The organism is Virgibacillus tibetensis (assembly GCF_036026595.1).
Lineage (GTDB): Bacteria > Bacillota > Bacilli > Bacillales > Amphibacillaceae > Virgibacillus_P > Virgibacillus_P tibetensis.
In genome coordinates this window covers 476,836-502,649 of the sequence record NZ_JARZFX010000002.1, presented here as the reverse complement: position 1 = coordinate 502,649, position 25,814 = coordinate 476,836, and the positions used below count along the sequence as shown (strand labels likewise).

The 25,814-nt window shown below is 37.2% G+C and carries 19 protein-coding genes; all 19 read left to right on the top strand.

The features are described 5' to 3' along the window. Positions 1-12 precede the first annotated feature (12 nt). Positions 13-1,314, top strand: a complete 1,302-nt coding sequence (gabT, locus tag QGM71_RS07170; RefSeq protein WP_327606842.1) for a 4-aminobutyrate--2-oxoglutarate transaminase — start codon at positions 13-15, stop codon at positions 1,312-1,314. Positions 1,315-1,379: 65 nt separating this feature from the next. Beyond that, positions 1,380-2,771 carry an NAD-dependent succinate-semialdehyde dehydrogenase gene (locus QGM71_RS07165; protein WP_327606841.1) on the top strand — a complete coding sequence of 464 codons (1,392 nt, stop codon included), beginning with the start codon at positions 1,380-1,382 and terminating at the stop codon, positions 2,769-2,771. A 426-nt stretch (positions 2,772-3,197) separates the two neighbouring features. Further along, complete coding sequence (locus QGM71_RS07160) at positions 3,198-7,208, top strand: gamma-glutamyltransferase (protein ID WP_327606840.1); 4,011 nt, start codon at positions 3,198-3,200, stop codon at positions 7,206-7,208. A gap of 680 nt (positions 7,209-7,888) precedes the next feature. Next, positions 7,889-9,532, top strand: coding sequence for an amidohydrolase (locus QGM71_RS07155; RefSeq protein WP_327606839.1), 1,644 nt, complete (start codon positions 7,889-7,891; stop codon positions 9,530-9,532). Between the two features lie 5 nt (positions 9,533-9,537). Continuing rightward, a complete protein-coding gene (locus tag QGM71_RS07150) occupies positions 9,538-10,977 on the top strand; it encodes a sodium:solute symporter family protein (protein ID WP_327606838.1) in 1,440 nt (479 codons plus the stop codon). Between the two features lie 38 nt (positions 10,978-11,015). Further along, positions 11,016-12,266: a Zn-dependent hydrolase gene (locus tag QGM71_RS07145; protein WP_327606837.1), complete on the top strand. Its 1,251-nt coding sequence runs from the start codon at positions 11,016-11,018 to the stop codon at positions 12,264-12,266. A 24-nt stretch (positions 12,267-12,290) separates the two neighbouring features. Further along, on the top strand, positions 12,291-13,100 hold the full coding sequence (locus QGM71_RS07140) for a carbon-nitrogen hydrolase family protein (protein ID WP_327606836.1): 810 nt from the start codon (positions 12,291-12,293) through the stop codon (positions 13,098-13,100). A gap of 392 nt (positions 13,101-13,492) precedes the next feature. Beyond that, complete coding sequence (pxpB, locus tag QGM71_RS07135) at positions 13,493-14,221, top strand: 5-oxoprolinase subunit PxpB (protein ID WP_327606835.1); 729 nt, start codon at positions 13,493-13,495, stop codon at positions 14,219-14,221. Between the two features lie 38 nt (positions 14,222-14,259). Next, on the top strand, positions 14,260-15,207 hold the full coding sequence (locus QGM71_RS07130) for a 5-oxoprolinase subunit C family protein (RefSeq protein WP_327606834.1): 948 nt from the start codon (positions 14,260-14,262) through the stop codon (positions 15,205-15,207). 11 nt (positions 15,208-15,218) lie between these two features. Further along, positions 15,219-15,983, top strand: coding sequence for a LamB/YcsF family protein (locus tag QGM71_RS07125; RefSeq protein ID WP_327606833.1), 765 nt, complete (start codon positions 15,219-15,221; stop codon positions 15,981-15,983). Between the two features lie 29 nt (positions 15,984-16,012). Then, positions 16,013-16,177: a hypothetical protein gene (locus QGM71_RS07120; protein WP_327606832.1), complete on the top strand. Its 165-nt coding sequence runs from the start codon at positions 16,013-16,015 to the stop codon at positions 16,175-16,177. Positions 16,178-16,190: 13 nt separating this feature from the next. Then, positions 16,191-17,654: a sodium:solute symporter family protein gene (locus QGM71_RS07115; RefSeq protein ID WP_327606831.1), complete on the top strand. Its 1,464-nt coding sequence runs from the start codon at positions 16,191-16,193 to the stop codon at positions 17,652-17,654. A gap of 304 nt (positions 17,655-17,958) precedes the next feature. Beyond that, entirely contained in the window at positions 17,959-18,906 is a 948-nt protein-coding gene (locus QGM71_RS07110) for a D-2-hydroxyacid dehydrogenase (protein WP_327606830.1), read from the top strand. Positions 18,907-18,921: 15 nt separating this feature from the next. Then, positions 18,922-20,553, top strand: a complete 1,632-nt coding sequence (locus QGM71_RS07105) for a M20/M25/M40 family metallo-hydrolase (protein WP_327606829.1) — start codon at positions 18,922-18,924, stop codon at positions 20,551-20,553. 21 nt (positions 20,554-20,574) lie between these two features. Beyond that, positions 20,575-21,267 (top strand): FadR/GntR family transcriptional regulator, encoded by a 693-nt coding sequence (locus QGM71_RS07100; protein ID WP_327606828.1) that lies wholly within the window; start codon positions 20,575-20,577, stop codon positions 21,265-21,267. Between the two features lie 30 nt (positions 21,268-21,297). Beyond that, on the top strand, positions 21,298-22,311 hold the full coding sequence (locus QGM71_RS07095) for a DctP family TRAP transporter solute-binding subunit (RefSeq protein ID WP_327606827.1): 1,014 nt from the start codon (positions 21,298-21,300) through the stop codon (positions 22,309-22,311). Between the two features lie 110 nt (positions 22,312-22,421). Continuing rightward, a complete protein-coding gene (locus QGM71_RS07090; RefSeq protein ID WP_327606826.1) occupies positions 22,422-22,895 on the top strand; it encodes a TRAP transporter small permease in 474 nt (157 codons plus the stop codon). A 12-nt stretch (positions 22,896-22,907) separates the two neighbouring features. Further along, positions 22,908-24,191 (top strand): TRAP transporter large permease, encoded by a 1,284-nt coding sequence (locus QGM71_RS07085; protein WP_327606825.1) that lies wholly within the window; start codon positions 22,908-22,910, stop codon positions 24,189-24,191. A gap of 13 nt (positions 24,192-24,204) precedes the next feature. Beyond that, positions 24,205-25,791 (top strand): amidohydrolase, encoded by a 1,587-nt coding sequence (locus tag QGM71_RS07080; protein ID WP_327606824.1) that lies wholly within the window; start codon positions 24,205-24,207, stop codon positions 25,789-25,791. Positions 25,792-25,814 lie beyond the last annotated feature (23 nt).

Here is a 25,814-nt window from a genome sequence, read left to right as displayed (position 1 = left end):
GGGGGTAAATAGATGGAAACGTTACACATATCAACAGAAGAATTACAAAATAAACGAAAAAAATATATACCTAAGGGTGTCAGTAATGGCAATTTAAATATTGCTCAGCATGCAGAGGGTGCAACCATAACGGATAAGTATGAAAATGAATGGATCGACTTTGCAGGTGCTATTGGAACATTAAATGTGGGACATAGTCATCCAAAAGTTAATGAAGCAGTAAAGAACCAAGTAGAAAAATTCCTGCATCCTGGTTTCAATGTGATGATGTACGAGGGATATATTTATTTGGCAGAAAAATTATGTCAGATTACGCCTGGAGATTTCGATAAACAGGCTTTACTTCTAAATTCAGGGGCAGAAGCTGTTGAAAACGCAGTTAAAGTTTCCCGCAAATATACTGGCAGACAGGCAGTCGTATCTTTTGTAAGAGGATTTCATGGCAGAACGAATATGACGATGAGTATGACAAGTAAGGTAAAGCCATATAAGTTTGGGTTTGGACCTTTTTCTCCAGAAGTATACCAGGCACCATATCCGTATGTATACCGTAAGCCAGCTAATTTGACAGAAGAAGAATATATCGACAACATGATCGAGGAGTTCAAAGAATTTTTTATAGCAACAGTAGCTCCAGAAACGGTTGCCTGCGTTGTCATGGAACCTGTTCAGGGTGAAGGTGGATTCATTATTCCACCGAAAAAGTTCGTGCAGTTCGTAAGTGAATTCTGTAAAGAGCATGGAATTGTTTTTGTAGCTGACGAAATTCAAACAGGATTTGGACGAACAGGGAAATTATTTGGAATTGAGCACTTTGACGTGGTTCCGGATCTTATTACGGTTTCAAAATCATTAGCTGCCGGACTACCTTTAAGTGGCGTTGTAGGTAGAACAGAGATATTAGATGCTGCGAATCCGGGGGAACTAGGAGGTACTTATGCTGGAAGTCCAGTTGCTTGTGCTGCTGCATTAGCTGTAATTGATATTATTCAAGAAGAGGATTTACTCTCTAAATCTGAAATACTTGGGAAAAAAATTGAAGATAAATTAAAGGAACTACAGGAAAAGCATGAATATGCAGGAGAAATTCGTCGCTTAGGTTCTATGGTTGCAATTGAAATAGTTGATAATCGTACAACGAAGGTGCCTGATAAAAATAAAACAGGTGCGATCGTGAAAAACGCAAATGACAATGGTCTATTATTACTAGCGGCAGGTTTACATGGAAATGTTGTTCGGTTCCTGGCACCATTAGTCATTACAGATGAAGAATTAGCCAAAGGTTTATCCATACTGGAAAAATCCTTTGCATAATGCTTACCTATTGAAAAAGAAAGCTAAAAGATAAGACGTGTGTATTGCTAAAGGGAGGTAAAAAGATGACAAAATCGATTAAAGTAAAAAATCCTGCGACAGGTCAATTAATTCAAGAGGTACGGAAGAACACGGAAGAAGAGATTAACCAGGCATTAAAGAGAGGGCACGAAAGTTTTCAAAGCTGGTCAAAAGTTAATGCCCACGAACGTGCTCGTTTACTTAAGAACTGGTCTTTGAAAATACAGGAAAATAAAGAGGTAATTGCAGAAACGATGACACTTGAAAGCGGAAAACCGATACAGGAATCCCTGGGTGAAGTCGATTATGCAACAAGTTATATTGACTGGTACGCAGAAGAAGCGAAGCGTTTATATGGACGTACGATTCCAGCTGCTTCAGAAACTAAACGTATTATGGTAAGTCGCCAACCAGTTGGGTTAGTTGCGGCGATTACACCATGGAATTTTCCAGCAGCAATGATGACTAGAAAGGCAGCACCTGCTTTAGCTGCCGGGTGTACATTTGTCGTTAAACCGGCAGAAGAAACCCCATTAACAACAATGAAACTGGTTGAACTGGCATACGAAGCAGGTATTCCGTCAGATGTATTACAATGTGTCAATGGAATAGGCAGTGAGGTTGGAAGTCTATTTACAGATAGCGAGTTTGTCCGAAAGATTACCTTCACAGGCTCTACCCCTGTTGGAAAATTACTAATTAAAAATAGTGCCGATACGGTTAAACATGTCTCCATGGAATTAGGCGGACATGCTCCAATGATTATAGCAGAGGATGCAGATATTGATTTTGCTGTAGAGCAAACGGTCGCTTCCAAATTCAGAAATGCTGGTCAAACCTGTATTTGTGTGAATCGCGTTCTTGTGCATGAAAGCATTGCAGAAGAATACGCTGAAAAACTGACTGAAAAAGTCAGAGCATTAAAAGTTGGCAATGGATTGGAAAAAGATACGCAAGTAGGACCAGTTATTAATGAAAAGGGCTTTGAAAAGATTGTGTCCCAGGTGAATGATGCGATTGAAAAAGGAGCCGAAGTTCTTCACGGCAATGAATACGATGCGAATAGAGATGAAGGTTATTTCTTTGTTCATCCTACTGTATTAAATAATGTGGATTCCGATATGAAGATCATGCAGGAGGAAACATTTGGTCCGATTATACCTATTTCAACCTTCAAGGAAATTGATGAGGCAATAGCTATTGCAAATGGTACGCCATATGGCCTGGCAGCATATTTCTTTACCAATAATTATAAAACGGGCACGTATTTACATGAACAACTGGACTTTGGAATACTCGGCTGGAATGATGGTGCTCCTTCTGCTGCCCATGCTCCTTTTGGTGGAATGAAAGAGAGTGGACTTGGTCGAGAAGGTGGCTCAGAAGGCATTGATCCGTATCTGGAAACGAAGTATTTGTCTATAGGAAATTTGTAATAGATTCTTTGGTTGAAGATCTATTAACAAAGGGAACTACAATAGTTACTTTTCCCTCTCGTTTATTGCAATAGGTTCAACCTTTTAGAGAGAAGGCAAGAACACACACCGAATAAGGTTTATTCTCTATCCTCTGTAGAATCTCTACAGGGGATTTTTTTGATACGAAGAGTAAATAAATGACTTTCTGGTTTTAAATGAATACATACAGTTTACATTCTTCTGTTGGGTAAAAAGAACCACTAAAAGCAACGAATAGATCTACATACTCATTTTATCACAATGAATTGTTTTTTAAATTTTTATAATATAGAATTAATTTTAAACAATCCAATGATATATAAACACTTGAATATGAAGGATTGGGGGAGGAAAGGGGTTCATGTATAACTAAGTTAAAATAAAACATTTAAGAGGAGGAAGTTAATGTCTAAGTGGAAGCACAAACAGTTATTATGTATTTTATTAAGTATTTCGATAGTTTTATCACCTACTATGGTTGGACAGGCTACCGGATTTGACTATGATGATAACTTTGAAAACCCTTACAATGAACAAGAACCTAGTGCATTAGGGAATGGGGGAGCAGTTGCGTCTGAGCATCCATTAGCTTCACAGGCAGCTTTGGATATTATGGGAAATGGCGGTAATGCGATAGATGCTGCTATTGCGGCAGCAGCTGTACATAATTTAACTCGTCCTTTTTCTGGCGGAATTGGAGGCGGAGGTATGATGAATATCTTCCATGAAGAGGAAGATGAGCATGTCACTCTTACTCATCGTTCCATGTCTCCAGAATCATTTACTATTGAGGCCTTTGAAGATGAAAATGGAGAGATTTATCCAAGTGAAGTGCGTAGAGATGGTGGTCGATCCGTTGGTGTTCCAGGAACTGTAAAAGCCTGGGAAGAAGCTTTAGCTGATTATGGAACAATGACATTAGCTGACGTTCTTCAACCAGCAATTACTTTGGCTAAAGAAGGCTTTGTAATCGATGATAATTTAGTTAGAGAAATTACGGAAAATGCTGATCGATTCCGTTTGTTTGAATCTACATCGAATATCTTTTTAACAGAGAGTGGAGATGTTCCTGAGGCAGGAAGTGTATTGAAAAACCCTGATTTAGCTCATGCATTTGAGCTGATTGCTGAAAAGGGTAGTGATATTTTTTATAATGGTGAGATTGGAGAAGCCATAGTAGAAGCGGTGAACCAGCCACCGGTAGTTGAGAACCCACACGCAGAAGTTTTAGCTGGTGATATGACAATGGAAGACTTTGCTGCTTATGATGTAGTTACTGGTGATCCAATAACTACCACGTACAGAGATTATGATTTTTATGGAATGCCGCCAGTGTCGAGTGGTGGACTGTTAATTGGCGAGATATTAAATATTCTTGAAGGTTATGAGCTCTCCGATATGTCAGATACTGAATTTTACCATCATTTCATTGAGGCTTCCCGTTTGGGATTTGCTGATCGAGGTCAGTATCATGGTGATCCAGTTCATGTTGATGTACCAGTGGATGGACTGATGTCAAAAAGATTTGCTGAAGATCGCCGTCAAAGAATCGGTGAAACAGCTGCAGTTGGAAAAATAGCTCCGGGAGATGCGTGGCTTTATCAAGAAAATCCAGATCATATCCCTGATCCATTACCAGAATTGGAAGCAAACTTTGAATATGACTTTGCCGGTGATGAGGGGGATAATTGGGATCAAGATAAATTTTTTGTAGATACGTCCTATGATACGGATTTTAAACTAGATGGAAATGGATTCGGTCATTTCGAGATAGGAGATCGCAGAAATTCAGCAGGACGAGCTACGGCTCAAATGAAATGGTCAGAAAATCAAGAACTACTTGTGCCTTTTCGAATTAATGATATTGGAGCTAATCGTTATTTACGCTTTTGGTTACGTGCCGATGGGTTTAATTTAAGTTCGAGTCCTCATAATGGGTACGGTGTAGAAATTCGCTCTGGTTACAATGATATTCGATTAATTAACAGAGCCGAGGGTGAAGGTGGTGTATTCGCAGAGTTCGATCATGATTTGACAGATGAATTGCAATGGTTGCGATTTAAAGTCGTCGATAACCAACTATCCGTAAAAGTATGGGCAGATGGTCAGGATGAACCGGAGTACTGGAATCTTGTTGTAGAGGATGATTCGGTTATTGATCCGGGTCGCTTGTTAATCAGTACGATAGAATTCCAGGAAACAAATGGTGGTGGCTCTTTCGGTGTGGGACCAATTAATGTTGTTGAAACGGATGAACTTAGTCCTGAATTGGATCCAGGGTTTGACTATGACTTTGCAGGAGAAGAAGGAGATGCTTGGGATGATCGTAAGTTTTCGATTGAAACTCAAGATGGTGCTACGGTCGATCTTGATGGAGAAGGCTTTGGTCGTATTGAACTAGCTGATCAAAATAGGTCATCTGCAAGGATATTAACTCAAATGAAAAGAGCTGAAAACCAGGAATTACTTGTTCCTTTTGGCATCGAACCTGGTGAAAGCAGGGACCTGCGTTTTTGGCTGCGTTCGGATAGATTTACAAACCTTCAAAGTCCGAGCAATGGTTACGGAGTGGACATTAGATCGGCATGGAACAGTATCCGGCTAGTTAAAACTGTAGATGGTTCACTTGAAGAAATTGCCCGATTTAATCACAATGTCACAGATGAATTGCAGTGGCTGCGTTTTAAGGTCGTAGACGATCAATTGTCTGTTAAAGTATGGAAAGATGGCGAAGAGGAACCAGAAGAATGGGATCTGATCGCAGAAGATGATTCGGTTACCGATGAAGGCAGCTTACTCATTAGTGCACGTGAGCATAGAGACGGTGCGGGTGCTGGTGGATTTAAAATAGGATCTATCACAGTGGAAGAAACAGATGAACGTGCGTATACAGAGCCAGGTTTTTCTAATCAGTTCACTGGAGATGCTGGTGACCCATGGAATAGTGATAAGTTTACACTTTATACAAGAAATTCAACCATGGAACAAAGTGGTGACGGTTATGGAAGTATAGAACTACCAGCAAATACATCATATGGAACTGCTGTTGCTAATATGAGTGCAACTGAAAACGCTGAGTTACTTGTACCTTTTCATTTTTCAGATTTGAATACAGACTCAGACCCACATCTTAGATTCTGGTTGCGTGCTGATTATCCTTCTCCAACTATTTCCCCATATAACGGTTATGGGGTGGATGTTAGACCTGCACAAGATCGAATTCGTTTAGTGAAATCAGAAAATGGAAATAACACGTGGTTACATGACATTGATTATGAATTTATAGATGAAGAAATGATGCTTCGTTTTAAGGTTGTTGGAAATGAACTAGCTGTTAAAGTATGGAATGAAAATGAAGAAGAACCTAGTGAATGGGACGTTGTAGCAGAAGATGACTCGGTTAGCGCCTCAGGAAGTCTGATGATTGGTGCATATGAGTTTGGAGAAGACGGTGCTGGCATTCACATAGGAGATATACGAGTTGAAGATATGGCTGCTAATGTGGAGAGCATGAAAACGGATAATCTAGTTAACGAGGATGCAGATTTGGAAGAAAACACCGATGAAGAAGAAGGTTCCAGTGAAACGATTAATTTGACAGTAGCAGATCCATATGGGAACGTTGTTGCTTATACAAACACGATCGTATCAATTGGTGGAAGCGGAATTGTTGTTCCTGGCTATGGTTTTATGCTTAACGATGTCCTGGCTAATCGAACACGTTCTTTTGCAGCTGAAGGAGAGCCGAATGGAGCTGCACCCCATATGAAACCGTTAAGTACTATGGCGCCAACTATCATCATGCAGGATGGTAAGCCTGTCTTTGCAGGGGGAGCTCCTGGTAGTCTTACAATTATCACAACCGTAAGTCAGATTATCTTGTCCTACTTGGACAGAGGCATAGACTTACCTGATGTAGTAGAAATGGCGAGAATTTCACAACAAAATAAAATATCCGGTGAGACAATTATTGAAAAAGAGTTTACAAAGACACAAGAATACGAAGAATTAAAAACATTGGGTCATAAATTCGAAATATCGGATCTCACGCAGGGCATAGGCTCCTTTAACGGGATTGGGTTTACAGCTGATGGCAATAAGCAACCAGTTGCTGAAGCTGTTCGCAGAGGTGGCGGAAGTGCCATGGCCTATGATATAAATACCGGATATATAAAGGATTTAATGGAATATTATGCTAAAGCTGGCGAATTAAATGACCCGCTCAAAATCCAGTTAAACAACAAATTAAAACAAGCGGAACATCATTTTGAAGAAGGTCAGCTGAAAGAGGCAATAGAAAAAATGGAGGACTTCCTGAGGCATATTAACAATAAAGCTTTGGAGGAACACATCTCATCTGATGCTAAGAGAGTTCTTGTTCAAAATGCTGAGATTTTAATCAGACTGTGGCAGTGAAAATCTCTTATTAAAATTTATCATGATCCCTATATTTATGAACCATCCCCTGTTTATTGACAGGGGATAGTTCATTTTTTTGTGCTTGATCTTTTATAATTTGATTTATTTACTAAAATTCATAATCTCTTCTATTAAGAGTTTGTCTCGTAGCATCTTTTATCTTTTCAAACACACTATCTTTCTCCATCATATTATTATATTTACCCTCATTGAATAATTGAAGAGAGTTATTTGGCTAATTTAATAGGTCCTAAATCTTAAATTACGTACTTTTACAGAAAAATTTTCTATGTATCAGTTCACAAAATTATTGACAAGTTATTTTACTTTTGTTAAAGTTACAAATAATAAATAAATTAACTGCCGAATCTAATTGACTTTACTTGATAAGTAAAGCAAATCCTTAGATCAAAAACCAGTTATATCGTCGGGAGATGCCTATCATCCTGGCTATATTCTGGTTTTTTATATTCCTTTTTTAAAAAGAGGAGAATTGAATAGTTTGTTGTTTAGTGGTTTAAAAAGAAGAATAGACAAGCGCATGACAGAGTGTAAAATAGTGTGGATAAAAACAACAAAATTGAAAGCGCATTCATATTTGCGAGGAAGTAATATCGAAAATGAAATAGAGAAATGAGATTAGTAATAATAATTGCTAAAAAATAGGAGGAGTTATTGTGGGAAACTATAAAGAGGCAGATTTAATTTTGATAAATGCAAATGTGATTACTATGGATGAAGCACTCCCCAAAGCTAACAGTGTTGTGGTGAAAGACGGCTTGATAATTTTTGTAGGGGATAAAGAAGATTCATTATCCTGGCAAGGAGATAATACAGAAATTACGGATTTGAATGGGAAAACTGTATTGCCGGGATTTGTAGAAAGTCATATTCATCCTGCTCTGTATGGATTAAATTTATTAGAAATAGATTGCCGTACCCCTCAAGTATCATCAATTGAAGATATTCTCATTAAAGTTCAGGAGCAAACTGGAGAAACGCAGGAAGGCCAATGGATCAGAGGTTGGGGTTGGGATGATTCAAAGTTGCAAGAGAAACGCAATCCTACACGTTGGGATTTAGATAAGGTTGCTCCCAATCATCCGGTGATTCTTAAAAGAACTTGTAGTCACGTAGCTGTTGCTAACTCTAAGGCGTTAGAAATAAGTGGAATTACAAAGGAAACAAAAGATCCAAAAGGCGGTCATATCGTACATGATGAGTTTTCAGGTGAAATAACCGGCTTACTTCAGGAAAAAGCCCAAGGTCTGCTGTCTATCCCTCATTACGAGTTTAAAGATGTTGTTAAAGGAATGAAGCTTGCTCAAAAGGACTTTGCTAAATGGGGTATTACAACGGTTCATGATATGTCTACACAAACTGCAGAATTACAAGTCTATCAATATCTTCTCGAAAATGATGAGTTGGATGTAAGAGTACGTCCATGGATCTGGGCACTAGATCAAAATGGCATGACTGGACTCCATAATGAAGTTTTATCTACAGGGTTAAGAAGTGGATTTGGGAATGACATGCTGAAGATACAAGGCATGAAATTTATGCTTGATGGTAGTGTCGGAGGCAGAACAGCAGCTGTAAACGAATCCTATGAAAATAGTAATGATAAAGGAATATTGTATTGTGATGTTAAAGATGTTTCACCTTATATGAAACAAGCTATGGAATCTGGACTTAGAGTAGCTATTCATGGGATTGGAGAAAGAGCTATAGAAGTAGCCTTACAAGGTTTTGAGGAAGCAAGCAAATCTATGGATATCTCAACTATGCGTAATCGAATTGAACATTGTGCACTTCCTACAGAAAACCATTTAAGCAGAATGAAAAAAATGGAGTTGATTGCTGGTTCCTCTATCGGTTTCCTTTATCATATTGGCGACAGTTATTTGAATAATTTAGGATCAGAACGAATGAAGAGGGTTTATCCTCATAAGTCATTTAAAGAATATGGGATTGTTGCACCAGGGAATTCAGATTTACCTGTTACCGGTGGGAATCCATGGACAGGAATATATGCAGCGGTGACTAGAAAATCTATGACTGGACAGGTATTAGACGAGACTCAAAACATATCAGTATTTGATGCTCTTAAAGCTTATACGTCTGATGCGGCTTATAGTTCATTTGAAGAACAATCTATTGGTGTAATAAGACCATTGGGCAAAGCTGATATTATCGTTGTGTCTGATGACCCGTTTGATATAGATGTTGAAAACTTAAAAGATATAAATGTGGAAAGTACTTTTATAAATGGAAGATTGATTTATAGTGAATCGATGACAAAAGAAATCACGAGAGGGTGATCAGTATGTTCAATGGTCAAGAACGAATAATATTAAGTATAGTTGTAATTGTTTATTTTGTTTTTCTTTTTGGAGTTTCGCTTTATATTAACAACAGAAAAATAAAAACTTATGATGATTACAATGTTGCTGGAAGGTCAGTCTCACTAATTCCGTTAATTTTGACGTTTGTTGGTACGGCAATAGGTGGCGCAACATTGTTGGGATATATGACAAATGGTTTTTCGTTAGGTATGGGGCAACAATGGTTAAATATTGGCGGCCTTATTGCAGGGGTTCTTATGGCTTCTTTATTGGTCAAGCGGATTAGGCTACTTGGAGAAAAACATAATATGGTTACCATTGGCGACTTTACAGCTTTACGTTATGGAGAAGGAGCACGTATACCTACGGTGATAAGTATATTAGTTGCTTACTGTGCGATTACTGGTATGCAATTCGTCGCAATAGCAACAATTTTAAATTTGACTGTCGGGATTAACATGACTACTGGTATTGTTATAAGTTGGATATTATTAACTTTAAAAACATACTTTGGTGGGTTGAAGTCAGTAATATGGCAAGATGCTATACATGGAACGATACAAACTTTAGGGATTTTTGTATTGTTTTTTGTGGTTCTATTTGTAGCAGGAGACTGGACTAGTATGTCTCAGTATGCTAATTCTTTCGGTGAAAGTAGTAATTTAAGTATTCTCGGTATAGCACCTTCGGAAGTTTTTATATATCTCTTTACGATCGGAGCCTATCAATTTGTCAGGCAGGATCTTTGGCAACGATTTTGGGCTGCTAAAGATTTAAAAACAACGATGTATGGATATTGGGGGTCAGTTGCAGTCGGCTTTCTGATAGGGGGATTTGTAATTGCAATTGGCGTTTTTGGTAGATACGGATTAAGACTGGAAAACGCGGAGCCAACACTTATTTATTATGAAGTGATAAGTTATGTTTTTAATTTTCCTCTAGTTATTATTATGATTGTTGCACTTTTAGCAACAGTGATTTCATGTGCAGACTCCTTTTTTATGGCAGGGTCTTCTTCAATTATAAACGATATAATTAAACCTAGATTAAGGGAAGCTGAAGATTCTAAACTTTTAAGATACAGTCGATATTCAGTAATTATTGTTTCAGTTTTCGCTTTAGTTCTAGCTCTTTACATTCCAGAGTTGGTTAACCTTTGGGTAACTGGTACTGCCATGTTGGTATCCGGTCTACTAGCTCCAGTAATGTTTGGTCTGTTTTGGAAAGGTGCAACAAGAACAGCTGGAGTTTTATCAATGTGGCTCGGATTAATAATAGCAGTTATTTGGCAAGTTACAGGACATCCTTTTGGTTTACATCCGGTATTTATTGGTTTGCCACTCTCAATTTTAACATTGCTTATTACCTCATTTATAACAAAGCAAAATGATGAAGAAAACTATTTATCCGAAGCCAAATAAAAATTACCATTGCTTATGCAATTTTAGGAGTGAATGAAATGGAGAAATCTAGCATACATGTTAATTTTGAACGTTTAAAACAGACTCTAGATAAAAGTTCACAAATAGGAAAGATTCCAGACGATGGCTTACGTCGTCTGGCTTTAAGTAATGATGATAAACAAATGAGAGAAGTCTTCGTTCGATGGTTGGAACTAGGTGGTTTGGATATTCGAATTGATGACATTGGAAACATGTACGGTAGGCGAAGTGGGTTAACTGACTTGCCCCCGGTTCTTATAGGGTCACACTTGGATACACAACCAAATGGTGGAAGGTTCGATGGCATTCTTGGAGTCTTAACAGCTCTAGAGGTTCTGCGTACATTAAATGATAACGATATCAAAACTATGAGGCCAATCGAAATTGTAAATTTCACAAATGAAGAAGGTGCTCGATTTGAACCACCATTATTAGGTTCAGGCGGGATAGCAGAGGTTTTTGACCGTAATTTTATTTATAGCCGAATGGACCGAAATGGTAATACATTTAAAGAGGAATTAGAAAAGATAGGCTTCAAGGGTGATTCAGAAAACAGGATAAAAGATATCCATTCCTTTCTAGAATTACACATAGAACAAGGTCCAGTGCTAGAAAATGAACAAATTTCTATCGGTGCAGTTGAAGGGATAAAAGGTATGTCTTGGTTTGAATTAAGGGTTATTGGTGAGGGAGGTCATGCAGGTCCCACCCCAATGGCTATGAGACGTGATGCTCTAATGGTAGCGGCGAAACTAATTTTACACATTGAAGAAAAAGGTGAACTATCGGGACCTGAAACGAGTGTAACGATTGGAAGGATGTCAGTTAAACCGGATGTAGTAAATTGTATACCAGAAGAGGTATTATTTTCATTAGATATAAGACATATTGATGATAATGTGAGAGAACGTTTAATTGATGAACTAAAGAAGGAACTAAAAGAAATTGCTCAGGGGCACAAAGTACAACTAGAATTTAATAAACTATGGGAAGTAAAGACAAGCACTTTTCATCCGGAAATAGTTAACCTAATATGTAATGGTTCAAAGAAGTTAGGGTATTCAGTTAAACGGATGTTTAGCGGTGCAGGGCATGATGCTAAATACATTAACAGAATTGCACCTACTAGCATGATTTTTTTACCAAGTGTTGGAGGGAAGAGTCATGTGGAAGCAGAGTTAACGCTTGATAGTGATATTGAAAAAGGGGCAAATATATTACTTCATAGTGTTCTAGAATTATCAAATTATAAAGAATCTCTAAGTTAGTAAGGCTATTAAGGAGGAGAATCTATGAAAGTAGCAGTAATTCAATTAAACGTTGGTGAAAATAAAAGTAAAAATCTTTCGAAAGCAGTACACTTTATTGACGAAGCAGCTGGAAAAGGTGCTGATATTATTCTTTTACCAGAGTGTGTTAATTTTTTTGGTGATACTGCTGAGATAATAAACCAAGCAGAAACTATTCCAGGGCCAACTAGTGATGTATTTTCAAAGAAAGCTAAGGAACATAAAATTTACATTAATTGTGGGAGCATTTATGAGGTTGCTGACAGTAAATATGCATACAATACTAGTTTACTGTTTGATACCAATGGTGAAATTATTGCAAAATACCGTAAAATACATTTATATGATGCTACGTTTAAGGATAGGTTTACAAGTAAAGAATCAGAGAACATCAGGCCTGGAAACAAACTAGTAACTGCAGATACAGAATTTGGGAAATTCGGTTTATCTATTTGCTATGATGTTCGTTTTCCGGAACTTTTTAGATCTTTGGCGTTAGAAGGCTGTCAAATGATTTTTTTACCTGCTGCTTTCCCTCAGTATACAGGTTCAATGTACTGGGAAACACTACTTAGGGCAAGAGCAGTTGAAAACCAATGTTATATTGTTGCTGCAGGGCAGTATGGAAAGTCCTATAATGGCAATGTTTTCTTTGGAAATAGTCTTATTATTGATCCGTGGGGAACAGTTATAGCTAAGGCGCACGAAGGTGAAGGAATAACTATGCAGGATATTGATTTATCATTTGTTGAGCAGGTACGAAATAATATTCCTACTTTTTCACATCGGAAGCCAGAAGTTTATAAATTGTAACAATTTTATCACAAGTACAATGTATGTATCATAAAAAGTGTTGTTCCCGATTGGAAATAACACTTTTTATGTGCTTAAAGTAATTGTTTTTATATTTCTAATACCTCTATGGTTTGAGATTTAACTTAGGAAATAAGACGTTTTGAAAGTTTGAAACTGAAAATATAATTCAATTAAAAATTTTCGGTTAATTTGTTGACTTTTAGAAAACAGCTATGTATTCTATACTAAATACTTAAAAAAGAAATGTCATTTTACATAATGAAACGATAAGTTACAGCTTATTTGAAAGCGGTTTCTGGTAGACGTAACTTTCTATATACTTGTAGCTGAATTCATAAAAAGTAGGATTAGTATAATAAATATATTTCCTTTAAAAAGGACTGATAGGTGTGGGAAGAAAGTTTAACTATAAAGCTTCAGGTGATTCAGCAATTTTAATGAGTCTTGATGAAGATATAAATGAAAAAACGAATAAAAGAATTGTTAGTTTGGCTAATAGGATAGAACGTGATGCAGATGGTTACTTTGAAGAAGTTATTATTGGGTTTCGTACTTTACTTGTTCAATATAATCCTTTGAAAGTATCCTATCATTCCGCCGTTGAGAAACTTACGTATTTAGAGAGTGTATCTGGTAACAGTACCGAACAGGAAAGAAGACACATTGAAATTCCAGTTTTGTATGGTGGAGAATATGGTCCGGATTTGGATAGTGTAGCTCAATTGAATAGTTTATCACCAGAGGAAGTTATTAAAATCCATTCAGAGGCTTCTTATCTGGTATATTTTCTAGGTTTTACTCCTGGCTACCCCTTTATGGGAGGAATGTCCAAAGAAATTGCGACTCCACGATTGGATAGTCCCCGCATCTCAATAGCTCCTGGCAGTGTAGGGATTGCCAACGACCAAACTGGTATTTATCCTGTAGAAAGTCCAGGCGGGTGGAGAATAATTGGCCAAACACCTCTTCAATTGTATAACTTTAAAAAAGAACAGCCATTCTTACTTGGTGCAGGAGACTATGTCACATTTAGAGTTATTTTGAATGATGAATTTAACGATATTAAAAAGCGAGTAGAAGAGGGAAGCTATGTTTCAACTGTAAAAGAGAGAAACTAGTTGATACCTTGTTTGATGGATATGAAATGGGGGGTACTATGTTTGAAATTATTAAACCTGGAGTGTTTACCACCGTGCAAGATCTGGGAAGGAATGGATATCAAAAATATGGTTTAGCAGTTTCTGGTTCAGCAGATCACCACGCCCATAGAATGGCAAATATATTGGTAGGAAACCCTGAGTCAGCAGCGGTTTTGGAAGTCACACTTATGGGACTAAAGATGATGGTTCATAAACCTACTGTTATTGCAGTTACAGGAGGAGACCTCAACTTTACTATAAACAATACAGATTCGTCCATGTGGTCTGCAGTCAGAGTTGATAAGGGAGATATCATCAACTTTACCGGTTGCAGATCTGGTTGTAGAGCATATGTAAGTGTCGTTGGAGGTATTACGGTACCTGAAGTATTGGGGAGCAGGTCTACTGATACTATTGGAAAAATAGGAGGTGTAGAAGGAAGAGCACTCAAGCGCGGGGATATGATCCCTTTTGAAGAACAATCAATACATCATTTTCAAGGAATAAGGCGGTCACTACCTCACCATTTAATTCCTAAATACACTAGTGATGTTCGAGTTAGAGTGCTGCTTGGACCACAGGAAGAAGCATTTGAAGAAGACTCGATTACTACTTTTTTTTCGAGTTCCTATCAGGTGACTAAAGACACAAACCGTATGGGATGCAGGTTAGAGGGTAACGAGATCAAACACAAATCAGGTGCTGATATCGTTTCGGAGGGAATATTCTTTGGAGCAATTCAGGTTCCTAAAAATGGACAACCGATTATATTTCTTGTAGGAAGACAGAGCATAGGGGGATATACCAAAATAGGTGGCGTAATAACCTCGGATTTACCAAAATTAGCGCAAGTTAAACCTGGAGATCGTATAACATTTGAAAGAGTCACAATAGAAGAGGCTCATCGATTATTAATGGAAGAGGAAAAAGATTTTTCTGTATTGAGATCATATTCTTATCGTTAGGAGAGTGCAGGATGCGAACAACCATTGATTTAAATTGTGATATGGGTGAAAGTTTTGGAGTTTACAAGCTTGGGTATGATGATGAAGTTATAAAACTTATTTCTTCCGTGAATGTAGCATGTGGATTTCATGGAGGAGATCCTAATATTATGGATCATACAGTAGAGATGGCTAAAAAATATGGCGTGGGTATTGGTGCTCATCCTGGATTTCAGGATTTAATTGGATTTGGACGCCGGAATGTTGATATCTCAAGAAAAGATCTAATGAATCTGATAATCTATCAGATCGGAGCTCTTGATATTTTCTGTCAGAAACATGGTGTTTCACTTCGTCATGTTAAGCCACATGGAAACATGAATAATATGGCTGACTCAGATAAAGAAATGGCAACAAATATTGTTGATGCTGTACTTGCAGTTCGGAAGGATTTACCTGTGCTGGTCAAACCAAATTCTCAATTACATCAGGTGGCTGCGGAAAAGGGGCTGCCATTCATTTTAGAACTATTTGCAGATAGGGCGTATAATAATGACGTTTCGTTAGTTTCCAGAAAATACGAAGGTGCTGTTATTTCAGACCCTGATGAAGTGGCAAATAGAGTCATAAAAATGGTTATGGAACAAAAAGTCACCACTATAAATGGAGATGAGATTACGATTGAAGGCGACAGTATTTGTGTACATGGAGATACGCCAACTGCATTAGAAATGATCAAAACGATTAAAGAAAAGCTCGAAAGTATGAATATAAAAATTGCTCCATTTTCTGTGTAGGCTATTGTTAAGTGAAATGAGGTGAGTGAATGGGATGGATAGCAGATGTATGGCTGCTTTTATTGGTTGGGGGATTACCTACTGTTTTATCGATACTATTAGGAGTTTACTGGCTTAAGCACGAACGTTTTCCATGGGAAAAATCTGATGATAGTTCAACTATGTATGAGGAAGATCAGGAAATATCTAAATGAAGAGGTGTGAAAAATGGATAATACTTTAATTATTATAGGCTTTTCTCTTGTTATGATAATAATGGCTATTGTTGCAGTTATATCTCATTTAAAATCAAAAGACTTATCTTCCTTTTTTATTGCTTCAAGAGGGAGTGGCTGGTATTTAATCGTGGGTTCATTACTGGCATCAGGAATAAGTGGGGCAGCCTTCTTTGGAATGGTTGCTTTTTATTTTGATTTAGGTGTCCCAATATTCTGGATAAATGCAGGTATAGCATGGAGTTACTTTATTCTATGTTTCTTTGTTGGACCAAGGCTTCGCCGTTTTGGGAAGGTTACTATTTCCGATTATCTAGCTGAACGCTTTGATAGTCCGGCTCTTCGTCCAGTGTTTTCAATTATTGTTTCTTTATGGATGGTTATCTTGCTAGGAACATTATATGTACAAGGCGGACTTTTATTTTCACAAATGTTTGGGTGGGATTATGCAACAAGCTCCATTTTCACTTGTATAATTGTAATAATCTTTACGGTATTTGGTGGTATGGTAGTAGTAATGAATACGGATCTATTAGCGATGGCAGTATTAACCGTGTCGCTTCTAATTGCACTGCCATTACTCCTTAACTCTGTAGGAGGCTGGGGTGAGGTTGCTTCAACCATTAGTGCAACGCAGCCAGAGTATTTTACATCTACTGGCACAGTGACAGCAATGATGGCTTTTTCATGGTTCTTTATTTGGTGCTTTGGCTATTTGGGTAATCCCGGGTTTTTGACGCGCTTTTATGCTGCAAAGAGTGAAAGAGAAATTATTAAAGCTGGTATTGGTATATCTATTTTATACCTTCCAGTGTATGGGATTGTATTCTTTTCAGCTGCAGCTGCAAAAGTATTGTACCCTACCATAGCAGATTCAGAGGTTGTGTGGATTACATATATGTATGACTATACGCCTCCTATCATAATTGGAATTGCGATGGCAGGGGTGTTTGCATCGATTTTATCTTCTGCAAATTCGTGGCTTTTAGCTGGTGCTACCAGCTTGGGAAGGGATATCTACCAAAAGACTATGAAAAAAGAAGTTTCAGACCAAAATGTATTAAAAATAACGAAGCTAATCATAATTTTATTAGGTGCTCTCGCAGTACCGATCGGTATTTGGAGACCTGCATATATTATGGAAATGATGAACATAGCTTATCTGATAGCAGGCAGTACGGGTGGCGTCGTTATTTTGTTAAGCATGTACTATCGGAATATGACAAAAGAGGGTGCATGGGCCGGGTTATTGGCAGGGGGAACTATCGCAATAGGCTGGAGAAGTCTGCAATTGATGGGCGTATTCTCAAATGCGATTGAACCAATGATTCCCACTTTAATCATTTCGTTACTAACGATAATAATTGTTAGTAAGGTAACAAAGCCAAATGAAAAAATGATCCAATTTTATGATAGATTATCAAGGAAAGAAAAAGATCATATAGAAGCTAGTTAAATAATACAATGAAGTTGCTGGATTTCAGAGACTGTATCTGGAACTGGTAACTTTTTTGTTTGCAGTAAAAAGTATAACCATATTTCTTTCTGCATAAGTGCAACTAAGGCATCGCCCAAAGGCTTGGCGAATGCCAAGTTTTCTAATCTTCCGTTTTCAAGGGTGAAAACAAATAAAAAATAGGTAGTGTAAATAGTTGAAATTGGGTGATATTTCTGTTAATGTTAATGCAGTTACTGGTAGTACCAGTTGAACCGGTTATACCAAACATGTTAAAAAGTCTGTTAAAAAGGAGGAATCTTGTTTGATAATAACTAATATCGAGGACCTTTCAAGCGACCAACTGCATAAAATTAGCCAGTTCTGTGGTCGTGAAGTTCAGTTCATTGCAGATTTGACAGATAATGAAGCATGTAATTTCGCCGATGTTGAGATTCTGATTACATATGGAAAACAAGTAGATAAGCAGTTTTTTGAAAAGTGTACTAATTTAAAGTGGATCCAGGTTTTCCAATCAGGAGTTGAAAGAATACCATTTAAGGAATTGGAGAAAAGGGGAATTCTTTTAACAAATATTGTAGGCATTCATGGAATACCGATGTCAGAGTTCGTAATTAGTACAATTCTTTATTTTACAAGAGATTTCCCTAAGTACTTAGCAAACAAAGAAAATAAGGTGTGGGACAGAACAGAACTTGTAGGAGAAGCTTACAATAAAACAGTAGGAATAATAGGAGCAGGCACTATTGGTCAGGAAATTGCAGAAAAGCTACACCTACTAGGAATGAAAGTTTATGGTTTAAATACAGCTGGAGTTCCAAAGCCATACTTCGAAAAAATGTTTTCAAAGGACCAAAAGATGGACTTACTAGGACAATGTGACTTTGTTATTTTACTTTTACCATTAACTGAACAAACCAGAGATTATATTAGGGAAGCTGAGTTGAAGAAAATGAAGAAAGACTCCTATTTAATAAATATAGGAAGAGGTCCACTTATAAATGAAAAGGCTTTCATTTCTGCGATTCAGAATAAAGAAATTAAAGGTGCCGCATTAGATGTGTTCCATGAGGAACCATTACCAAAAGATAGTAAGTTGTGGGAGCTTGAAAATGTACTTATAACCCCGCATGTGGCAGCAAAATCAGTTCACTTTCTTGATCGTTGTATTGAGAAATTCCAGATTGAGTTTGATCGTTATTCGAAGAACCAGCCACTACATAACCAGATAGATTTAGTAAGGACTTATTAAGGGGGGGAATTGATCATGGTAAAATCGGAAGAATTTATAGAAAATTTAACTGCTGAGTTAATAGGTGTTCCAAGTATAAACGGAACACAGGGAGAAATTGATATTATCTATTACCTTGAGAATAAATTACGGGAACTGCCATATTTTTTGCAACATACTGATGATGTATGGACACAGGATGTTAGTGATGATCCGCTAAATCGCAAAAATCTTTTTGCCCTTGTTAAGGGTACAAAAACTGCCTCAACTAAAACAGTTATTCTCCATGCCCACTGCGATACTGTAACAATAGAGGATTTCGGAGGATTAAAAGATTTAGCTACCAAACCATACCTTTTAGCAGATAAGTTAAAGGAGCTGAATTTGTCAGAGGAAATAAAAGATGATTTATACTCGGGGGATTGGTTGTTTGGGCGTGGTAGTGTCGATATGAAAAGTGGGATTGCAGCTCATTTTTGGGTGATAAAGTACCTATCTGAACAAACGGACCTGTTTGAAGGAAATGTATTACTCATGATTAACCCGATTGAAGAAACAACACATGGAGGTATTATTGGAGCAATACCAGAACTGGTACGGTTGAAGGAAACATATAATACAAATTTTGTAAGCGCTATCAATACTGATTTTGTTGGACCTCTTTATAAAGGAGACCTTTCAAAATATATTTATTTAGGATCAGTCGGAAAACTGTTGCCATCCTTTTTAATTCGTGGTAAAGAGACACATGTTGGACAGCCCTTTGAAGGGTTAGACCCAAATTTCCTTGGTGGGGAACTGATCAGCCGGATTGAACTTAATCCAAACTTATCAGATTACAATGCGGGGGAATATACTCCTCCACCTACTGTACTTAAAATGAAGGATTTGAAACCAACGTACAATGTGCAAACACCGATTGAAACATTTTTATATTTTAATTACTTTGTTCATGGTAAATCACCAGATAAAGTTTTAGAACAGCTGAGGGGAATTGCTCAAGATGTGTTTGACGATACAGTTAAACATTTTAATGAATTGTACCAGGATTATTGTGAAAAAACAGGTATAGAATTTACGCCTTTACCTTGGAATTCCCGCGTAATGATTTACTCCGAATTATATGAACAGGCAGTAGAAAGTCATGGTAATGAAGTTGACGAACGTTTAACGGCAATACTTAATCACTATGCTGAAAAGGAAGACCCTCGAGAAGTAACTCGCAGGATGGTTCAGGAATTGCTGAATTTAATCGACGATAAGGATCCCATCATTGTTGTGTTTTTCTGTACGCCTTATTGTCCGAGAAATTATGTTAAAGGAAAAAATGATAATGAGAAGAATGTATTGGCTATTATTGAGGGAATCTCAAAGCAAAAGGAAGATATAAAAACAAGAAATTATTTCCCATTTCTATCGGATAGCAGCTATTTATCCATTGATGATTCAGATGAGGAAATAGAGCAGTTAAAAGTAAATTTTCCAGGAATGGAAAAACTCTATCCCGTTCCTGTAGAAAAAATAAAAGGATTAGATATACCTGCAATTACTATGGGTGTGTGGGGCAAAGATGCGCATAAATGGACCGAACGCGTGTATAAACCATATGCTTTTCAGGAATTACCAAAAATGATTGAAAGAGTTACGTTAGAAATGTTGGGCAATTAAAAACGAAGACAGGAGATAACCATGAGCTCATTACATGCAGATATAGTAATAGATTTAAAAAGTAAAATTAGCAGTAATATTCTCCCGGAAGGCCAAAAGTTACCTTCCGAACGAGAATTGGCATTGCAATACGAGGTTAGTAGAAATGTCATCCGCGAAGCGATAAGTGTACTCCGTGTTGAAGGGCTAATAATGGTACAAGCAGGAAAGGGGGCATATGTAACGAAGCCCAACCCAATGATGATTGCAGAAACAATTGAAAGAATAATGAAAAATTATAACACAACGTTGGAAGACCTTCTGGAAGTTCGAGAAGGGTTGGAGATATCCATCATTAAAAATGTTATTAAGAGAGCAACTTCAGAGGATTCGCAAATACTTTATAAGATTTATCGTGATATGGAAAAAAATAGAACAAACGTCACTCAATTCGCAAAACTAGATTTACAATTTCATACCAGCTTAGCCGAATCTACCAAAAATCCGCTTTATCCTGTTTTACTCAGTTCATTTATGGAGATGACACAACACGTACTTTTTGAGTTTACGAGGTTAATTCCCGAAAGTATGGTACAAGCGCAGGAACATCATTTGGCATTAATTAAAGCAATAGAGGAAGGTGATGAAGATTTAGCGATAAGTACCATTATATCTCACATGCAGGTTTTACGAGAGGAAATAAAAGTTTTGAAAGAAAGAAACATAATAGGATGAAGTAATTAAATTTATTAGGAGGAAACGTAAATGAAAAAGTTCTCAAACATTATTTTAATGGGGTTTATAGTTTTAATTGCAGGTTTTTTAGCAGGTTGCAGTGATGCAAGTTCGTCAGATGGGAAAACATATACTATTACTCTTCCACATGTAGTTCCAGAAGATCAGTCATCACATATTAATACGGTAGATTTCAAAAATGAAGTAGAGGAGAAGTCAGATGGTCAGATTAAAGTAGAAATATTTCCTAACGGTAGTTTATATGGCTCAGAACGTGAAATTGTTGAAGCAGTCCAGCTGGGGAATGCTCAGATGGCAATAGTAGGGACTCCTTCATTAGCAGGATTTAAAGAAAGCTTCATGGTTATAGATCTACCATTTATATTCAAAACAAGAGAAGCAGCACACAAAGCTTTTGATGGCGAATTAGGGGAAAGACTAAATGGGGATCTGGAAGATGTTGGTTTGGTTGGGTTAGGTATTGGTGAAAATGGTTTCCGTCACGTGTTAAATAACAAACAACCGATAACAAAACCAGAAGATTTGCAGGGGTTGAAATTACGTGTAATGGAAAACAAGCTGTATCAGGATATTTTTAATACACTAGGAGCTAACGCTTCGCCTTTAGCCTTTGGTGAACTGTACACAGCAATGCAACAAGGTACGTATGATGGGATGGATCAGCCTGTTGCATTAGCTTATAATAATAAATTTTATGAAGTTCAAGATTATATGTCACTTACAGGACATGTATATGCAGGGGTAGCTTTTGTTGCAAGTAAGGAGTTTATGGACGGTTTACCAGATGATCTAAGAACAATAGTAGAAGAAGCTGGTCAACGATTCGCAGTGGAAAACCGTGAATTAGCATTTGAACAAGATACAAAGTACTTGGATGAACTAGAAGCAGAAGGACTGGAAATTAATGAAGTTACAGAGGAGCAAAAAGAAGTCTTCTTAGATGCTTTACAACCAGTTTACGAAACCTATGAGGAAGTTCTGGGCAAAGATTTAATCGACTTAGCACAAAGTTTTAATGAATAGGTTATCCCGCGTCTGAAGGGTGGAAGAAAAAAACCACTGATTGAAGCTTCACTTTATCATAAGTAGAAGGAGAGAATTCTCTCCTTCTCCCTAGTGCAGGAGGACGTGCAATGAACGTAAAACAGTTTATAGATGAAAAGCTGGAGGAATGGGTACTGATTATAAGTTTCATACTCCTTACTGCGATTATATTCGCACAGGTTATCTTTCGCTATGTCTTTTCATATTCAATAGGTTGGAGCGAGGAATTAGGCCGATATATCCTAATATGGATAGCATGGATAAGTGCTAGTTATGCAGTTAGAAGAAAACAACATATTCGAATAGAAATGGTCAAGAATAAATTTTCTGTAAAAATTCAGAAATGGATTGAAGCTGTCGTTTTACTTTTATGGTTTTATTTTGCCATGTTCTTAGCTATTGAAGGAACTAAATTAGTGATGAATATTCAAGTGACTGGACAAACAAGTCCATCGATGGGTTTACCAATGTGGGCTGTTTATATAGCAATTCCCCTCGGTGGGGTACTAATGTCCATTCGATTAGTACAACAGTTTTATTTTCTATTTAAGAGTGATCAGTAAGGGAGTGTACATATGGTAACAATTGTACTATTCAGTAGTTTATTCCTTTTAATATTATTAAGTGTGCCAATTGGAATTGCGATTGGATTATCGACACTATTAACTTTTATGATAGCGACGAACTTAAACGTATCAACGATAGCTCAGCAGGTGTTTACATCTTTGGACTCTTTTCCATTAATGGCTATACCCTTCTTTATGCTGGCTGGTGTATTAATGGGTAAAGCTGGTGTTTCCAAAAGATTACTATATCTAGCAGAAACCCTTGTAGGTTGGATCGTCGGTGGGTTAGCCATGGTGACTATACTGGGATGTATGTTCTTCTCAGCGATTTCTGGTTCAGGTCCTGCAACAGTTGCTGCAATGGGTTCCATTATGATTCCTGAAATGCGTGCTAAAAATTATGGTGCAGGATTTTCTGCAGCTGTTACTGCTTCTGCAGGGGCGATCGGTATTATTATCCCTCCGAGTATCCCATTAGTACTTTTTGGCGTAGTTGGAGGAGTCTCTATTAGTTCCTTATTTATGGCGGGAATCATTCCGGGAGTTTTAATTGGTGTGGCTCTTATGGTAGCTTCCTATATTATTATCAGGAAAAAGGGAGATGTTGAGGCTCCAAATGAAAAAATTTCCTTTAAAATGGTTATTAAAGCAGTTTATGATGCGAAATGGGCGATTATTGCTCCAGTTATTATCTTAGGTGGAATTTATGGGGGTATTTTTACGCCGACTGAAGCAGGCGTTGTAACAGTGGTTTATGCTTTGTTTGTCGGCATATTTATCCACAAAGAACTTAAATGGAAAGAGATAAAAGAAAGCTTTATCGAAACAATAAACATTACAGGTATTACATTATATATGATTGGACTTTCCATATCATTTGCATACTTATTAACGATAGAACGGGTTCCGGACACAATTGCTGCGACTATTTTTTCTATAACCGAAAATACCTTTGTTATTTTAATAATGATCAATATTTTTCTGATCATTATAGGTACTTTTGTTGATACGATAGCAGCGCTGGTAATTCTAACTCCTGTCTTACTACCTGTTGCGGTTAGTATCGGAGTGGATCCAGTTCACTTTGGTATTATTATGATTATCAATTTGGCTATTGGATTTGTAACACCACCATTAGGGGTTAATTTGTACATTGCTTCTGCCATCAGCAAAATCTCTATTGAGGATATTGTCCGTCCGATGGTACCACTAATTATTACATTAATCCTATGTTTATTAGTTATTTCATATTTCCCTGTTTTTTCGTTATTGTTACCAAATCTTTCGAAGTAAGGAGATAAACCATATGGGTGCAGACTTAGTTTTGGAAAATGGACATATTGTCACACTTGATGATGAAATGAGAGAACATCAAGCAATCGCTATGAAGAATGGAAGGATACTAGAGTTGGATACGAGTAAAATACCTTCTTTAATAAGCGACGAAACGAAGGTAATTGATTTAGATGGTAAGACTGTGCTCCCTGGATTTATTGATGCTCATCAGCATATGATTCAATTTGGATATAAATTATTATGTGTGGACTGTAATCTGGAATCTATATCCGACGTAGTTTCAGCTATTGAAAATAAAGCGAAATCAGCTGAACCTGATGAATGGATAATTGGATTAGGATTTAATGAGGCGAATTTTAAAGAAAATAGAATGCTTCACCGTGAGGACTTCACACATATTGAAAACCCTGTAATGATCACAAGGTATTGTTATCATGCAGCAGTTGTTAATCAGAAAGCGCTGATAGTCTCGGAAATTAATGAATCAACAGTTAATCCTGAAGGAGGGGAGATTGTTAAAGATAACTTCAATAGGCTAACAGGTGAACTAAGAGAAAAGGCACTCGATATAGTAAAAGCGTCCATACCACCTTTAACTGACAGGGAGATTGAAGAAGCCATTTTCTCAGCAAATAATTTCTATTTAACTCAAGGTATTACTGCTGTTCATGAAGCGGGAATGGGACATTTGACTGGGGAACTTAAGGAATTCCGGTTGTTTCAGAAGCTTTCTTTAAATGGCTCTTTAGACATCCGTGTATATGGTATGGTTTTAGATCAGTTTTTTAATGAGGTAGCCGATGCAAAGTTAGTAACAGGTTTTGGTAATCAAAAGTTGAGATTAGGTTCCATAAAATTTTTTTCTGATGGAACTATAAGTGGTCAGACAGCATCGATAAGTGAGAATTATTCTGGTTCAGACAGTAATCGTGGAATGATGATGATGCCAAACAGTGAGCTGAAAGAAAGGATAATTGCTGCACATAAAGAAGGGTTTCAAGTTGCCGTTCACGCAATTGGGGATAAAGCGATTGAGCTTGTTTTAATTGCCTATGAAGAAGCTTTAGAATTATATCCGCGTAAAGATCATAGACATCGTATTGAACATTGTGGGATAGTCACGCCGGAAATTATAAAACGTATGAAAAAACTGCATGTTATACCTGTTCCGCAACCTGCATTTATTTATTTGAACGGAGATGTTTATATGGATGTTCTTCCAGATAAACTAAAGAACCTGCTTTATCCTGCTAAAACGTTTATCGAAGAAGGGCTCAAACCAGCTGGTAGTTCTGATTGCCCTGTTATTACAAGTTCTGTGCTTTTAGGTATATCATCTGCAATGTCAAGAGCGACCAGGAATGGAAATATTGTGTCTTCTAGTGAACAAGTAACTCTAGTAGAAGCTATTGAGATGTACACGAAAAATGCAGCATATGCTGCTTTTGAAGAAAACGAGGTTGGAACCATAGAAATTGGTAAAAGAGGAGATTTAACGATACTTCCACCAAACTTTATGACTTTCTCAGCAGAGGAAGTGAGAGAAACAAATGTTGAGATGACTGTTATAGAGGGAGATATTAAGTTTACTAGATGATAAATAGAAATGGAGAGATTAAT

What these genes read in the sequence shown, in the direction of transcription:
- QGM71_RS07100 (WP_327606828.1), top strand. Translation starts at nt 20,575, where the DNA reads ATGAGCTCATTACATGCAGATATAGTAATAGATTTAAAAAGTAAAATT.
- QGM71_RS07105 (WP_327606829.1), top strand. Translation starts at nt 18,922, where the DNA reads ATGGTAAAATCGGAAGAATTTATAGAAAATTTAACTGCTGAGTTAATA.
- QGM71_RS07080 (WP_327606824.1), top strand. Translation starts at nt 24,205, where the DNA reads ATGGGTGCAGACTTAGTTTTGGAAAATGGACATATTGTCACACTTGAT.
- QGM71_RS07165 (WP_327606841.1), top strand. Translation starts at nt 1,380, where the DNA reads ATGACAAAATCGATTAAAGTAAAAAATCCTGCGACAGGTCAATTAATT.
- QGM71_RS07160 (WP_327606840.1), top strand. Translation starts at nt 3,198, where the DNA reads ATGTCTAAGTGGAAGCACAAACAGTTATTATGTATTTTATTAAGTATT.
- QGM71_RS07115 (WP_327606831.1), top strand. Translation starts at nt 16,191, where the DNA reads ATGGATAATACTTTAATTATTATAGGCTTTTCTCTTGTTATGATAATA.
- QGM71_RS07125 (WP_327606833.1), top strand. Translation starts at nt 15,219, where the DNA reads ATGCGAACAACCATTGATTTAAATTGTGATATGGGTGAAAGTTTTGGA.
- QGM71_RS07090 (WP_327606826.1), top strand. Translation starts at nt 22,422, where the DNA reads ATGAACGTAAAACAGTTTATAGATGAAAAGCTGGAGGAATGGGTACTG.
- QGM71_RS07150 (WP_327606838.1), top strand. Translation starts at nt 9,538, where the DNA reads ATGTTCAATGGTCAAGAACGAATAATATTAAGTATAGTTGTAATTGTT.
- QGM71_RS07130 (WP_327606834.1), top strand. Translation starts at nt 14,260, where the DNA reads ATGTTTGAAATTATTAAACCTGGAGTGTTTACCACCGTGCAAGATCTG.
- QGM71_RS07120 (WP_327606832.1), top strand. Translation starts at nt 16,013, where the DNA reads ATGGGATGGATAGCAGATGTATGGCTGCTTTTATTGGTTGGGGGATTA.
- QGM71_RS07140 (WP_327606836.1), top strand. Translation starts at nt 12,291, where the DNA reads ATGAAAGTAGCAGTAATTCAATTAAACGTTGGTGAAAATAAAAGTAAA.
- QGM71_RS07145 (WP_327606837.1), top strand. Translation starts at nt 11,016, where the DNA reads ATGGAGAAATCTAGCATACATGTTAATTTTGAACGTTTAAAACAGACT.
- QGM71_RS07095 (WP_327606827.1), top strand. Translation starts at nt 21,298, where the DNA reads ATGAAAAAGTTCTCAAACATTATTTTAATGGGGTTTATAGTTTTAATT.
- QGM71_RS07085 (WP_327606825.1), top strand. Translation starts at nt 22,908, where the DNA reads ATGGTAACAATTGTACTATTCAGTAGTTTATTCCTTTTAATATTATTA.
- gabT (WP_327606842.1), top strand. Translation starts at nt 13, where the DNA reads ATGGAAACGTTACACATATCAACAGAAGAATTACAAAATAAACGAAAA.